Here is a 14,733-nt window from a genome sequence, read left to right on the forward strand (position 1 = left end):
TTATAGATATCCAAGTTCAATATTAAATTATTTATAGTAACTTTTGGCATTAACAAGAGGTTTTATAATAGAATGCATTTTATCTGAATTACAATGAAGAAATAGTTTTTCGATAAATTCTTTGAATTTATCAATAGATTCTCGAGCTTTACACTGAAAACATGTATCTTTAAGCCATTTCCATATGTTTTCTTGTGGGTTTAGCATAGGAGAATATGTTGGTAAATTAATCAGAAACAATTCTTCGTTATGCAGCTGTGCAAATTCTTCGATATTTTTTGCTTTATGGATTTTGTAATTGTCCCATATTAAGAATATCTTCTTACCCCTGTTTTGCTTAAGAAGTTGCTTTAAAAGCTCAAGCATTTCTATAGAAGTAATGGAATGCTTTGCTGGATATATATTGATTAAAGTATTATAGTTCTTAGATATTTCTGTAGCACCAATAATGTTGAAACCTGCACGTGTGTTATTACTTTCAACTATAGGGGATTGCCCTACCGGGCTCCAACTTCTGCGATTAACAGATTCTATCCTTATTCCTGTTTCATCTTCAACATATAGGACGGAGTCCTCTGTGTTCTCAATGATAGGTAGTAAGTCAGCTATTTTTTTTAAAGATAGCTTGCAAATAAGGATCTCCTTTAGTTGGTTTATATTGACCTCTTTTAAAAGAAAAACCAAGACTTATTAGTAGTTGTCTTATCCATTCTGCAGAATAAGACTTGCCATATTTTTCTTTAATATATTGAGTCAATAGAGCTGTTGTCCAGCTGGAACGCATAAAACCGAAGGTTTCAGGTGATTTACTTAGGACTACGTCCTTTAAATCCTGAAGCATTTCATCTGTAAAACTACTTTCAGAACCACCACGATTATCTATAATTGAATCTATACCATATTCATTCCATTTATTAATATAAGTAGTTATAGATGCACGTGTTCTGCAAATAGTTTTCATAATATCATCAGTATGAATTCCGTTATACCTCATTATGACAGCACTCAAAAGACATTTGGTGTACTTACTCTTTGAACTATTAATTATTTCATTTAATTCATTTATTGTATATCCGTGTAAAGTTTTGACTTCTACTAAACGCATTGCCATATATTTCACTCCAATACTATATTTATTACTTATAGTATTTGGACTTTTATATAAAAAATTCATAAACATTTATTTATGATATTGGATATCTATATGAAAAAATTAATATTATAGCTATATTTAATTCGCAATTTTCTTTTAGTCCGAAGATGAAAAATTAAATAACTTGAAATAATAATTAGAGGTTATCACAGAGAATTTATATGAAAGTATATTTTTGTGTTGTAATTAAAATTATTATGCTATAAAACATTGGAGGTGTCAGTGGAAATGAATAATTATTTCAACGAAGCTATAGCAGCTATGAAAGGACTGTATGGAAAAGATATAGCAATGTCTCTTGCAACAGTTAATGGGAATAAAGCCAATATACGAGTTGTAAATGCTTATTATAAGGAAAATGCATTTTATATCACAACACATACATTGAGCAATAAAATGGAAGAAATTTTAAAAAATCCAAATGTTGCATTGAACCATAATTTGTTTGTAGCGCATGGCATTGGTGAAAATATAGGCAATCCACTTGATGAATCCAATAGAGGGTTGAGAGAAGAGTTAAAGAGGGCGTTTGTTGCGTTTTATGACAAGCATGTTAATGAGCAAGATAAAAACACTTGTATTTTAAAAATCTCTTTAATCGACGCACTTGTTTTTACTCATGATTTCAAATATTTCATTGATTTTGAAAGTCAAACGGCAACACGAGAAAACTATGTAATTGATATTGTATTTTAACAGATAAATTCACAATTAAGAATTAAAGTGATTATAAATTTTGTTGACAATATGGGTAATAAAGTATATTATTACAAAGGATGATGGTAATCGACAAAAAACTATGAATTTGTTATTTTGCTTTTGCATAAATATAACATATATTTAACATAACAGATTTATACTATATAAAGTAAACGGAACTTGTTAGGTGAGGTTCCTATATGAATATATGCTACTACCCAGAAATGTCGAGAGACGCCAATGGGTCAGCTGGTACTACCGAATTAAGGTTTTATCTAATGTAGCTGAGATTTTCTCTATGTCATATAGTGCCAAAGCTGGACTAAAGGGGGAGTTTTTGATATGCTTTTAAAAGCTTTCACTTTCCGTGAAGGCTTTTTTGTTAGCGTTTAAGTTGATTACTTTTTAAGAAAGGTGATGATGATTATGGATGGAGATGCCAGTTATTATAGAGGTATAAATTTATTTAGCGAAATTAGGATTGTACTAGATATCTGAAAATAAAAGATGAAAAATACATTAGACAAAAATTATTTATTTGAAGATACTTAAAACCTTAATTTCATATTAAGGAGGTAAGTTTACATGAGAAATGAAAAAGTTTTTAACAGGCAGAAATTTGGAATGATTGATATTGTAATCTTTATATGTATAGCTATGTTTATATATTTAATAATGTCTCCAGGCATGCAGGGAGCTTCCAGCAATGTAAATGTAAAAATTTCAACTGATTTAAATATGCTGCCTTATTATGCACTTAGATCTGTTTTAAGAATGACAGCTGCTTATATAATATCCATAATTTTTACATTGGTATATGGATATATAGCAGCCCATAATCCAAAGGCGGAAAGAATACTTATACCAATACTGGATATACTTCAATCAATACCAGTATTGTCTTTTTTACCAGCGGTGGTTTTAGGACTTATCGCTCTTTTCCCTAATGGAACAGTAGGAGTTGAGATAGCTTCCATTATATTAATTTTTACTGGTCAGGCATGGAATATGACCTTTAGTTTTTATTATTCCTTAAAGGTTTTGCCTAGAGATCTTAAAGAGGCATCCAGTGTTTTGCAATTAAATAAATGGCAGCAATTTAAAAAATTAGAACTGCCTTTTGCAACTATAGGATTAGTTTGGAATAGTATGATGTCCTGGGCTGGTGGTTGGTTCTTTTTAATGGCTTGTGAAATGTTTACTCTGCAGGGTAGAAACTTCAGACTTAAGGGTATAGGATCATTTCTTCAGACAGCGGCTAATGAAGGTAATACTAAAGCACTTGTATATGGAATAGCAACATTGATTATAGTAATAATACTTCTAGATCAATTCATATGGAGGCCTGTAATTACCTGGTCAGATAAATTTAAAGTGGAGCTTACACAATCAAATGATGAGCCTAAATCCTTTGTATTAAAATTATTAAGACGTTCCTATATAGTTCAAGTATTAACTGAGAAATTATTAGAACCATTTTTTACTTTCGTTGGTGAACTCATAGATAAATTTATTTCTAATATGAATAAAAATAAAAGCGTGAAAAATAAAAGGGCTGGAAATATAATAAAAATAATAATTAGAGCAGCGGCTATAATTTTAGCCATATATTTGGGATTCAATGTAATTAAACTTTTATCTACATTAAGAGTCAGAGATCTGCAGGCAGTTCCTAAAGCTGTACTATTCTCATTATTAAGAGTAATTGCAGCTCAGGCTATAGCATTAATTTGGACTGTACCTGTGGGGGTATTAATTGGAATGAATAAAAAACTTGCCAATATACTTCAGCCAATTATACAGATTATAGCTTCTATTCCGGCTACGGCACTTTTCCCTGTGGTACTTGGGATTTTTATGAGTGCGCTGGGAGGACTTGGTTTTGCGTCTATAATACTTATGCTCATGGGAACTCAATGGTATATACTATTTAATGTAGTGGCAGGAGCCATGGCAATACCAGAAGATTTAAAGGCAGCCACGAAAACCTTTGGTATAACTGGAATAAAGAAGTGGAAGACACTTATACTGCCAGGAATATTTCCATATCTTGTTACAGGAATGATCACAGCTACTGGAGGGTGTTGGAATGCAAGTATTGTGTCTGAATATGTAAACTTTGGAGGGCATTCTGTTAAAACTATAGGGTTAGGGGCCTTAATATCACAGGCTACGGAAAGTGGAAATTTTGCATTGCTTTTAATGGGAACAATAACTATGTGTATAGTAGTTGTGGTAATCAATAACGTAGTTTGGAAAAGACTTTATACTTTAGCAGAAGAAAGATTTAAAATAGAAATGTAAGGAGTGATTGATTTGAAGAAACAAAAGGAATTTATAAAGGTAGAAGGAATAACAAAATATTTTGGAGAATCCGAAAAACCTACCATAAAGGATATAAACATAAATATAAATGAAGATGAATTTATAGCTATTCTTGGACCTTCAGGATCTGGTAAGTCATCACTTCTTAGGATTATAACAGGACTTATTGAACCAACAGAAGGTGAAGTAATATTTGATGGTAAAAAAGTAGAAGGAGTAAATCCCTATGCCTCAATAGTTTTTCAGTCCTTTGCCCTTTATCCATGGCTTACAGTTCAGGAAAACGTGGAGCTTGGACTAAAGGCTAAGGGTTTTCCTAAGGACTATACTACGGAAAAGGCATCAGAACTTATAAGTCTTATAGGATTGGATGGATTTGAAGATGCCTATCCAAAGGAACTTTCAGGAGGTATGAGGCAAAGAGTTGGATTTGCAAGAGCCCTTGCAGTGCAGCCTAAGCTATTATGCATGGATGAACCTTTTTCAGCACTGGATTTTTTAACGGCTGAAAATCTCAGAACGGAACTTATAGATTTATGGACTACAAAAAGGATGCCTATAAAGAGTATAATAATGATAACTCATGGAATAGAGGAAGCAGTTTTAATGGCAGATAAAATAGTTATGCTCAGCCGTGATCCTGCAAGAGTTATAGCAGAAATAAACATAGATTTGCCTCATCCAAGAAACAGAAAGTCACCTGAATTTGAAAGAACTGTTGATAGTATTTACAAAATACTGACAAAGGGTGAATTTGATAATTCTAACAAAGATAAAATCGAAAAAGTAGTAAAAGAAAATGTTGGAAAACCTGTTGAAATTCCAGAAGCCAGTATTGGAGTTATGTCTGGTCTCTTGGAACTGGTAGATGATAATGATGGCAGAATGGATATTTATCAGCTTGGACGTGATCTTATGATGGAAATAGACGATCTTTTGCCCAATATTGAAGGTATATCCATGCTGAAATTTGCAGATGTAAAAGAAGGAGATATTATTATTACACCTCTGGGAAGCAGATTTATAGAATCTGACACAGAAGAAGGCAAGGAAATTTTCAGAGAGCAAATAATGAATATATCTACCTTTAAAGTTATAGTTAAAGTTTTAAATACTAAGAGAAATAAAAAGATGAAAGAAGAATTTTTTAAAGAATTATTTTCTCAGCATTTAGGAGAGCATTCTATAGAAAAGAAAATGAGTGCTATCATAGACTGGGGAAGATATGCTGAATTATTTAATTATGATCATGATACAGAAGAATTATATATAGAAGTAGAATAATTGAGAGAAAGCATTCAATAAAGCAGTCATTGATAAGTATGACTGCTTTAGTTGTTTATAGAGAAGCAGTAAATACCCCCATAATAGTTATTACAATTATAAATACAATTATTCCCATTATACTTAGTACAATGCCAGAAGTAGTTAAAGAGTCTCCCTTCATAATTGTACCAGATTCATGAAATCTTATTTTGGTTTTTATGCCAAGTGCAATTCCAATTATACTGAATAATAGTCCAATAAAATTTAGTATAGGAATAAAGCAGAGAATTAAAGCTACTATTCCGAGTATTAAAGTAGCAATGGCCATATCATCATTTTTTATCAAGCACGATCACCTCAAAATTCTGATTATCCACAATATAAACTTACTATAATAATTATGTTAGAAACGTGTAATTTAGTACTATTTAATGAGATAAGAGATAAGATTTATTAATAAATTTTGGTTGGAAGGAATACTTTTTATCTATAAGAATATTAATTATATAGATAAACAGAGTTCTTGGTTAATGGGGTGGTACATACTATGGATAGCATATTTTATTTAATGACTTCAAAGCCTGCTGTAATAATTGAAATTATAAATTACATAATATTTTCTATAGCCTGGTGCAAGCTGTGTGAAAAAGCAAATGTAAGAAATCAATGGTTAGCTTTCGCTCCTTTTCTTCAGATTATAATATTTTTAAATATTATAGATAGAAGTGGGTGGTATGGGCTATTGCTTATGATACCAATAGTGAATATAGTTCTCATGATAATATGGATTGCAGAATTTTACAATTCCTTTGATATAAATAAGCTATGGATTGTTCTATCCATAGTAATTTATCCTATAGGCTGTGTTTATATGCTTTATATGGCCTATTCAGAAAAAATAGATTATATTGGCGACAGTAGCTATTGCTATTGAATAAACATATACATTTCTATAAATTAAAAAGCGTACATAGAAAAATTTCCTGTACGCTTCTAATAAATTTACTAAGTAAGTTTCATTAGGAGAAACTACTTTTCAATCTATGCCTTTTTTACATTAACGGCTTGATCGCCCTTTTGACCTTGGGTTAAGTCGAATTCAACTTTTTCGCCTTCTTCAAGACTCTTGAAGCCTGATTCTGCAATACCTGAGTAATGAACAAATACATCCTTTCCATCCTCGGTAGTAATGAAACCAAACCCTTTTTGAGCGTTAAACCATTTGACATTTCCTAACATTAAAAAAACCTCCTGAAATAACTAATATGAAAATCACTTTGATGACCTTCTTACATATATTATGCCTATTAAGTAAGTATTTATTCAAATTGATAGGAAGAGTTAGTAAATAAATTATTAGTCTGATTGTAATAAAAATTTAATTGGAGTGCTTTAGAATTAAGAGTTATAATATATTTTAATGGGGATTATGTTTAGAATTAATCTATAAAAAAATTTGTTATGGAGATGATATTAAATGGAAAAATCTAAAGTATATTTTACAAATTTGAGAACAAAACCAGGTACTAATTTATTAGACAAATTAGAAAAATTGATGGTTAAGACTGGAATTAGAGATATAGATTTTAAAGATAAATTTACAGCTATAAAAATTCATTTTGGAGAAATAGGAAATCTTGCATACATAAGACCAAACTATGCAGCAAAGGTGGTAGAAGTAATTAAAGAATTAGGTGGAAAACCATTTTTAACTGATGCTAATACACTTTATTCCGGTAAAAGAGCTAATGCGCTGGATCATTTTGATACAGCAATGAAGCATGGCTTTAATCCAATGGTGGTAGGCTGTAATGTTATAATTGCAGATGGTATTAAGGGAACAGATTATACTGAAGTTGAAATAAATCAGAAGCATTGTAAGACTGCTAAAATAGGTACTGCAATAACAGATGCTGATATTATTATTTCCATGAACCATTTTAAAGGTCATGAGATGACTGGTTTTGGAGGTGCTCTTAAAAATCTTGGAATGGGCTCCGGGTCAAGAGGCGGGAAATTAGAAATGCATTCTGCATCACAGCCTAAAATACAAAAAGATAATTGTGTAGCCTGTGGAATGTGTATTAAAAATTGTGCACAAGATGCCATAAGCTTTGATGAAAATAAAAAAGCAGATATTGATTATGATAAGTGTGTTGGTTGTGGTCAGTGTGTAGCTATTTGTCAATTTGATGCCGCACAGGTCATCTGGAATGAATCTGCAGATACTGCCAATGAAAAAATTGCAGAATATGCCTATGCTGTTGTAAAGGATAAACCTAATTTTCATATCAATTTTATTATGAATGTATCTCCTAACTGTGATTGTTGGGATAATAATGACATGGCAATAGTACCTGACCTTGGAATTGCAGCCTCCTTTGATCCTGTGGCGTTAGATAAAGCCTGCGTAGATATGGTAAATAATGCACCAAAGATAAATGGGTCTATATTAGATGATATTCACTATCATGAAGGACAAGATAAATTTGGTCACATACATGATAATACTAATTGGAAAACAGGATTGGATCACGGACAAGAAATAGGACTTGGTAAGGAAGATTATGAATTAATAAATATAATATAATTACGAATTGAACTTAAAAAGGAGAATGCAAAATATGATTTTTGATTCACATGCACATTATGATGATGAGGCCTTTAATGAAGATAGGGATAAGGTTATAAAGGAACTTAGAGAAAATGAAATTATAGGAGTGCTAAATTGTGGAGCTTCATTAGAGGGAGCTAGAGATTCTGTAAAATTAGCAGACAAATATGATTTTTTTTATGCAGCAGTAGGTATTCATCCGGAATTTGCATCTATTGTAAATGATGAAGTCATAGAGGAACTTAAGGAACTTGCTAAAAATCCTAAGGTAAAAGCTATAGGTGAAATAGGACTTGATTATCATTATGAAGAAAATCCACCTAGGGAAGTTCAAAAGGCAGCGTTTATAAGACAGATGGAGCTTGCACAGGAACTTGAGCTTCCAGTAGTTATTCATGATAGAGATGCTCATGGAGATACCATGGAAATAATAAAACAATTTCCTAAGGTGAAGGGGGTAGTACATTGTTTTGCAGGAAGCGTAGAAATGGCAAGAGAATGTATTAAATTGGGATATTATATTGGTTTTACTGGAGTTGTGACTTTCAAAAATGCTAAAAAAGCAGTAGAGGTTGCAAAAGAAATACCTTTAGATAGAATGCTTCTTGAAACCGATTGTCCATACATGGCGCCAGAACCTAATAGAGGAAAAAGGAATAGATCCGATTATATAGAATATATTGCAGAGAAAATAGCTGAAATTAGGAGAGATATTCCAATAAATGTAAAAAATCAGACTATATTAAATACTAAGAATTTGTTTAAAATACAATATTAGTATAAAATGGTATTTAAGGTTATAATTTATTCAAATATAAATAATTATTTAAATAAATTTGACTTTAACAGTACTATTTTACTATATGCACCCATATAATTTAATAAAGGAATTAACCTAATTATTAATCTCCTATAGTAAAATCAGTGAATTACTAGATTATGGCTATTATACATTTATATTGATAAATACGATACTGTATTTTCTGATTTTAACTAATTATGGCAGATAATTTGACATTGTGTGAAGTTTATAGTTATAATGTTAAAGATTCTTGCTAGAGGGGGGATTAACATGTTTAAAAAATTGAAAGATAATTTGTTTAATTTCAACAATTATTTTTCAAAGGGTTCTATTATAGCTCTAGTTATGGTGATTGTGATATTGAGTGTTACCATATATGCAAGAAGCATGAAAAAGGTTATAACATTGTCTCTTAATGGTGATGTAAAAAAAGTTACATCATACAAGAGTACTGTAAAAGATGTTTTAGAGCAAAATAATATTAGAATAGAACCTAAGGATAAGGTTGAACCTAGTGTAGACACAAAAGTGAAAGATGGACAAGAGATATATATAAAAAGAGCAGTAGGTTTAGAAGTGCTTGTAGATGGTAAAAGTTTAAAAATTAAATCTGCAGAAAACTCAGTAAAGGATATGCTGAAATCAGAAGGTGTAAAATTAGGTGATTTAGATAAGGTAAAGCCTTTAAAAGAAGAAGCCATTAAGGCTGATATGAAAGTTGTAGTGACAAGAGTTAGTACTCAGCAGATTACAGAAGCAAAGCCCATAGATTTTGAAACAGTAATTCAAAAAGATGATACTATGGGAAGTGATGAAAAGCAGGTTGTCCAGCAAGGAGCAGCTGGTTCTAAAGAAGTAGTAAGTAATGTTACTTATGAAGATGGTAAGGAAGTCTCACGAAATATAATAAGTGAGGTAGTAAAAAGTGAACCTGTAAAAGCTGTTATTAAAGAAGGAACTCTTGGCATTATAAATGTAAATCGTGGAAGTAGAACGGTTTATAAGAGTAAAATTAATGCAAAGGCTACCGCTTATACTGATGATCTTAGTTTTGGAATAACTGCTTCTGGAACAAGAACTAAGAGAGATGTTAATGGATACAGCTCTATAGCTGTTGATCCTAGGGTTATACCTTTGGGAACAAAACTTTATGTACCAGGTTATGGCTATGGAATAGCTGAAGATACTGGTGGTGCAATAAAGGGAAACCGAGTAGATTTATTTTTTACAAGCGAGACAGAATGTGATAACTGGGGAGTTAGACCAGTAGATGTATATGTTTTGAAATAGGGGCTTAAGGCTCCTTATTTTTTTTGTTGTATTAAGAACAAACCTGTTTGCTAAATAGGTTTGTTCAAAAAAGCTTAGTGTTGAGGAAAAAGATCTCATTTGGGTATAATAGATATGGTTTAGCCGGTCAATCTAAAAACTAAAGGAGTAGATATAGTTGAAAATACTATATTTAACTTGTGATTTCTTTTTGTATAGATTAAGCTATATAATTAGAATAATGTTTTAAGGATATTTGGAGGAATTGTAAAATGATTAAGGAAGTAATTGTTGTGGAGGGAAGAGATGATATTTCTGCCATAAAGAGAGCTGTAGAAGCTGATGTTATAGCTGTAGGAGGCTTTGGAATAAATAAAGCAGTTATTGATAAAATAATAGATGCACAAAAAAGAAGAGGAGTAATTGTGTTTACAGATCCGGATTTTGCTGGAGAAAAGATACGAAGAATAATAACAAAAAGAGTAAAAGGTGTAAAGCATGCTCGAATTACACAAAAGGAAGGAACTAAGGCTGATGATATTGGAGTTGAGAATGCAGAGCCAAAAGCAATAATAAGAGCTCTTAAAAATGCAAAATGCGAAAATAAAGAGAAAGTTGAAAATTTTAATATTCAAGATATGATATTTTTTAAACTTACAGCAGATATTAGGGCAAAGGATAGAAGAGATGCAGTAGGAAGACAATTGGGCATTGGATATGCCAATTCAGCTCAATTTCTAACAAGATTAAATAATTTTGGAATAAGCAAAGAAGAACTTGTAGAAGCTGTAAGAAAAGCAGAAAAGGAGATGAAATAGAGGTTGGGAACTGTTAATACAAAAGAGATAGTAAAAAAATATGGTTTTAAGTTTACTAAAAGTTTAGGTCAAAATTTTTTAATTGATGATACAGTTTTAAAGGATATAGTAGTAGGAGCGGAAGTTTCAAAAGAAGACTTTGTAATTGAAATTGGGCCTGGGGTTGGAACACTTACAAAACAGTTGTTAATTGCAGCAAAAGCTGTGTGCGCAATTGAGCTGGATAGTGACCTTTTACCTATATTAGAACAGGAATTAAAAGAATATGATAATTTTACATTAATACATAAAGATGCACTTAAAGTGGATTTCAATGAAATAATGGCTCATGAGAAGTCCGTTAAATTAGTAGCTAATTTGCCCTACTATGTTACTACGCCAATAATATCTAGATTATTGACCGGAGGATATATTTTTAAATCTCTCACTATAATGATACAAAAGGAAGTGGCAGAGAGAATAGCTGCGAAGCCAAATTGTAAGGAATACGGTGCTTTATCACTGCTTGTACAGTATTATTGTGATACGGAAATAATAAGAAAGGTTTTACCTGATTCTTTTATTCCTCAGCCTAAGGTTGAATCCATAGTAATAAAATTAGATAAGTTAAATAAACCTAGGGTAGAAGTAAAAGATGAAAAATTGTTTTTTTCCATAATAAGAAATGCTTTCAATATGAGGAGAAAGACTCTTTGGAATGCCCTTAAACAATTAAAATTAAGTAAAGAAAAACTGGAAAGTGCCTTTTTAGAAGCCGGAATAGATTCTAAAAGAAGAGGAGAGACTCTTTCCATTGAAGAATTTGCAAAATTATCTAATGTTATTTATCTCATGATTAGCTGATATAATAGAATTTAAAATAGGTTAGCATACTGGCTAGTTTATTTTTTGAACATGCCTTAAGCTTAGTTACAGTGCGAATTAATACTAGGTAAAGTTTTATTGATAATTTAGTAAGTTAATAAATATAAAAACATATATTTACTTGAAATGCCAGATATATTTTTATTGATAAATAAAAATATATCTGGCATTTTTTTTTATTTGTTCATTTTTAGGCACTTCTCTCATATATTATATTGTATAAATATTATGGGGGGATAAAGAGGTTGAGTCAGAAAAAAAAATATAGTAGATATTTCATAATACTTCAAGAAGATGAAAAAGGCTATGGATTAGCATCAGACAAAGCACCAACCGGTTATGCCAAATTAGAGGTAAGGAACAATAAATGTAAAGTTTCATTTTATGTTCAAAACCTGAAAAAAGAAATGAAGCCATATTATATATTACTTATTTGCGATAAGAAAGATGATAAGAAATTAATTAAGCTTGGTGAATTAAATATAGACAATACTGGAAGAGCAGAGGTAAGCAGAGAGTTTACTCCTGAAAATATTGCAGCTAGTGGTGTGTCGGTAGATAAAGTTTCTGGAGCCGCAGTAATTAGATCTGTTGATAGGAATGTCATAAGCGTATTGAATGGATTTTCGGTTACAGATATTCCGGAAGATTGGAAAAAATATACTTTGATAGATAATGTTCAGAAAAGAGATAAAGAAGAAAGTGAAATAGAAGATAATAGCGTTGATGATAACAAAGATAGAAGTTTCGATGAGTATGAAAAAAGCATAGAAAAAGTTAAAGAAGAAAATTCAAAAGAGCAGTCTGAAGAAAGTGAAAAATACAGAGAGACATTGTCTCAAAATAGTAAGGAAAAAAACGAAGAGAAATATACAGATATAAGTGAGCCAATAGAAATTAGATCTTCAGAAGAATTGAATGATGATGAGGAAGATTTACAAGATTTAAATGGAGAAAACAGTGAGGATATTAGAAATTTTAAAAAGCATAAGCATTGGAAGCATGAGTCAAACAAAGACAACAAAGCTAACTCAAAAATAAATACTGTAATTAAAAAAGATAATAAGGATAACAAAGACAAGAAAAATAACAAGACTAGTGAACCAAATAAGATTGCCCAGCCAAATAAGATTAGTGAGCCTAATAAGAACAGTGAAATAAATAAGGCTACTCAACCAAATAAAGTTAGTGAATCTAATAAGAGTGGTCAAGTCAACAAAGCTGGTGAATCCAACAAAGTTAGTGAACCAAATAAAAGCAGTGTGCCTAATAAAGTAAATACAAAAATAGAAAATGAGGGAAATAAAGGATTCAAAGTTGAACAGAAGCCAAATAATAATGCAAATAAAGAACTTAAATATAAATCAAATAGTTACAAACAAAGATTAGAAAACATAGATGATACAGAAATTAGTAATAATGAATTAGAATATAATGTAAACCAAAATGAAGAAAATAATATATCAGAAGAAAGAGATGTATTAAATAATAACGTAGAAAGTTTTTATAACAGCATTATTTCGAAAGATAATATTAACATGAGCAATAGTACAGGTGTCAATAGCAATTTAGATAATAATATTAATCCTAATAACTATATTAATAATAATGAAAAAATAGGGTTTGATAACAATCAAAATCCTAATGAGGCTCCAAAAACAAAGTCAGCAAAATTTTTTCATGGTCTAACAAAAAATTTACAGCAATGGAATGATGATTTTGAAGATCTTAGCAAAAGTGAATGGTATAATATACCAGTAAAATCTATAGAGGATATGTATAAGGCTTCAAGTTACAACAGGTATACCATATTATATTATCCTATGATAAGTTACTTTCCATATATAATAAGACATGGTCATTATTTATTTGGATATAAATATGATAAAGATGGAAAGGTGAAATATATAGTATATGGAATACCTGGTACAAAGGCTCATTATGATCAGCCTTTTGGAGGAAAATTTGGATTTGTAAGCTGGGTTCAGGGAAAGAATAATAAGGGCAAATATGGCAATATGGGATATTGGCTATTGTTCTATGATTTCAGAAAGTCAGTAATAGTAATTCCTGTGAACAAGTGAAATGTGTAAGCTTATAGTCGGTGTAAATAAAATGGATATCAATCCTGTGAATTTTATTTATGCCGTCTTCATTTTTAATATTCATACATACCGAATAAAATTACTAATAAAGGGGGCATTTATATGAAGATATTTATTGTAGACAGAAAAAAAATGGGTGTTATATTTGTAGTTATGGGTCTTATGGTAGTTCTCTTTTCTGTAGGTATAAGCTTGGATAGTAGAATAAGGACAACAGCCTTTATTCAAAATAATTTAGGAGCATTAAAGGAATATTATTCATCAGAACATAAAATAGCTTATAAGCTTCCAGCAAAGTGGACAACAAGTCGGGAAAATTTCACAGGGGGAGAAATATTATATCATAATAATTTTAATTCACAGGATAATAGTATTCATGGTTATGTTCAAATATGGAATTTACAAAACGACTTAAAAAGTTTCTTGCAAAACAGTAAGGTAATGTCGGAAATTCAGAATAGTGCAGAAAATTTTAAAATATCTGATACAAGTATAAACAATAATAAAGGTTATCTAGTTACCTATAAAACCAAGGCAGCTGATAAAACTTATAATGCCTTTGAATATTTTATAAAATATGATAACATTTTTGTAAGGTTTTCTTTTTATGTAGAAAGTGACAAGCTTAATAGTAGTATGCCGGCTGTATTTAAAGCAATAGTTGAAACAATAAAATATGAATGATTATTTTAGTAAAGCTTACTTGTATGAATTGATTCCTATATGGGAATACAATATCCATAAGTAAGCTTATTATATTAATTTAGGCATGTGAAAATAAATAGTAAGTCAAAGATGCGACGAATATTTTGAATCCA

Annotated in this window: 15 protein-coding genes and 1 riboswitch; of the genes, 11 read left to right on the top strand and 4 right to left on the bottom strand. The window is 30.6% G+C overall.

What is annotated here, in order from left to right; genetic code table 11:
- Nucleotides 1–27: 27 nt before the first annotated feature.
- Together ABF633_RS19435 and ABF633_RS19440 are read right to left on the bottom strand one after the other, a co-directional pair.
- A complete protein-coding gene (locus tag ABF633_RS19435; protein ID WP_415526150.1) occupies nt 28–684 on the bottom strand; it encodes an IS630 family transposase in 657 nt (218 codons plus the stop codon).
- Entirely contained in the window at nt 602–1,111 is a 510-nt protein-coding gene (locus ABF633_RS19440) for a helix-turn-helix domain-containing protein (protein WP_415526152.1), read from the bottom strand. The genes ABF633_RS19435 and ABF633_RS19440 overlap by 83 nt, the downstream gene beginning before the upstream one ends.
- 270 nt (nt 1,112–1,381) lie before the next feature.
- Here ABF633_RS19440 and ABF633_RS19445 point away from each other — a divergent pair, with 270 nt between their 5' ends.
- From ABF633_RS19445 to ABF633_RS19455, 3 genes are all read left to right on the top strand, one after another.
- Nucleotides 1,382–1,849: a pyridoxamine 5'-phosphate oxidase family protein gene (locus tag ABF633_RS19445; RefSeq protein WP_415526178.1), complete on the top strand. Its 468-nt coding sequence runs from the start codon at nt 1,382–1,384 to the stop codon at nt 1,847–1,849.
- Nucleotides 1,850–2,024: 175 nt separating this feature from the next.
- Nucleotides 2,025–2,189, top strand: a riboswitch (M-box (ykoK) riboswitch).
- A gap of 248 nt (nt 2,190–2,437) precedes the next feature.
- Entirely contained in the window at nt 2,438–4,156 is a 1,719-nt protein-coding gene (locus tag ABF633_RS19450) for an ABC transporter permease (protein WP_415526154.1), read from the top strand.
- A gap of 12 nt (nt 4,157–4,168) precedes the next feature.
- On the top strand, nt 4,169–5,461 hold the full coding sequence (locus ABF633_RS19455) for a nitrate/sulfonate/bicarbonate ABC transporter ATP-binding protein (protein ID WP_415526156.1): 1,293 nt from the start codon (nt 4,169–4,171) through the stop codon (nt 5,459–5,461).
- A 55-nt stretch (nt 5,462–5,516) separates the two neighbouring features.
- On the opposite strand, the gene ABF633_RS19460 is transcribed toward ABF633_RS19455, so the two are convergent.
- Nucleotides 5,517–5,789, bottom strand: coding sequence for a hypothetical protein (locus ABF633_RS19460; protein WP_415526158.1), 273 nt, complete (start codon nt 5,787–5,789; stop codon nt 5,517–5,519).
- Between the two features lie 201 nt (nt 5,790–5,990).
- Here ABF633_RS19460 and ABF633_RS19465 point away from each other — a divergent pair, with 201 nt between their 5' ends.
- Entirely contained in the window at nt 5,991–6,377 is a 387-nt protein-coding gene (locus ABF633_RS19465) for a DUF5684 domain-containing protein (protein WP_415526160.1), read from the top strand.
- Between the two features lie 107 nt (nt 6,378–6,484).
- Here the strand turns inward: ABF633_RS19465 and ABF633_RS19470 are convergent, their stop codons facing one another.
- Nucleotides 6,485–6,682 carry a cold-shock protein gene (locus tag ABF633_RS19470; RefSeq protein ID WP_415526162.1) on the bottom strand — a complete coding sequence of 66 codons (198 nt, stop codon included), beginning with the start codon at nt 6,680–6,682 and terminating at the stop codon, nt 6,485–6,487.
- A gap of 238 nt (nt 6,683–6,920) precedes the next feature.
- On the opposite strand from ABF633_RS19470, the gene ABF633_RS19475 reads away from it, so the two are divergent.
- From ABF633_RS19475 to ABF633_RS19505, 7 genes are all read left to right on the top strand, one after another.
- A complete protein-coding gene (locus ABF633_RS19475) occupies nt 6,921–8,033 on the top strand; it encodes a DUF362 domain-containing protein (protein WP_415526164.1) in 1,113 nt (370 codons plus the stop codon).
- Nucleotides 8,034–8,067: 34 nt separating this feature from the next.
- The gene (locus ABF633_RS19480; protein ID WP_415526166.1) at nt 8,068–8,835 is read left to right on the top strand and encodes a TatD family hydrolase; all 768 of its coding nucleotides are present in this window, start codon (nt 8,068–8,070) and stop codon (nt 8,833–8,835) included.
- Between the two features lie 294 nt (nt 8,836–9,129).
- Entirely contained in the window at nt 9,130–10,149 is a 1,020-nt protein-coding gene (locus tag ABF633_RS19485) for a 3D domain-containing protein (protein ID WP_415526168.1), read from the top strand.
- 251 nt (nt 10,150–10,400) lie between these two features.
- Nucleotides 10,401–10,946, top strand: a complete 546-nt coding sequence (gene rnmV, locus ABF633_RS19490) for a ribonuclease M5 (protein ID WP_415526170.1) — start codon at nt 10,401–10,403, stop codon at nt 10,944–10,946.
- 3 nt (nt 10,947–10,949) lie between these two features.
- Nucleotides 10,950–11,789 (top strand): 16S rRNA (adenine(1518)-N(6)/adenine(1519)-N(6))-dimethyltransferase RsmA, encoded by an 840-nt coding sequence (gene rsmA, locus ABF633_RS19495; protein WP_415526172.1) that lies wholly within the window; start codon nt 10,950–10,952, stop codon nt 11,787–11,789.
- A 266-nt stretch (nt 11,790–12,055) separates the two neighbouring features.
- A complete protein-coding gene (locus ABF633_RS19500) occupies nt 12,056–13,894 on the top strand; it encodes a hypothetical protein (protein WP_415526174.1) in 1,839 nt (612 codons plus the stop codon).
- Between the two features lie 123 nt (nt 13,895–14,017).
- Nucleotides 14,018–14,599 carry a PsbP-related protein gene (locus tag ABF633_RS19505; RefSeq protein WP_415526176.1) on the top strand — a complete coding sequence of 194 codons (582 nt, stop codon included), beginning with the start codon at nt 14,018–14,020 and terminating at the stop codon, nt 14,597–14,599.
- Nucleotides 14,600–14,733 lie beyond the last annotated feature (134 nt).

Source organism: Clostridium sp. (assembly GCF_047718555.1).
Classification (GTDB): domain Bacteria; phylum Bacillota; class Clostridia; order Clostridiales; family Clostridiaceae; genus Clostridium_I.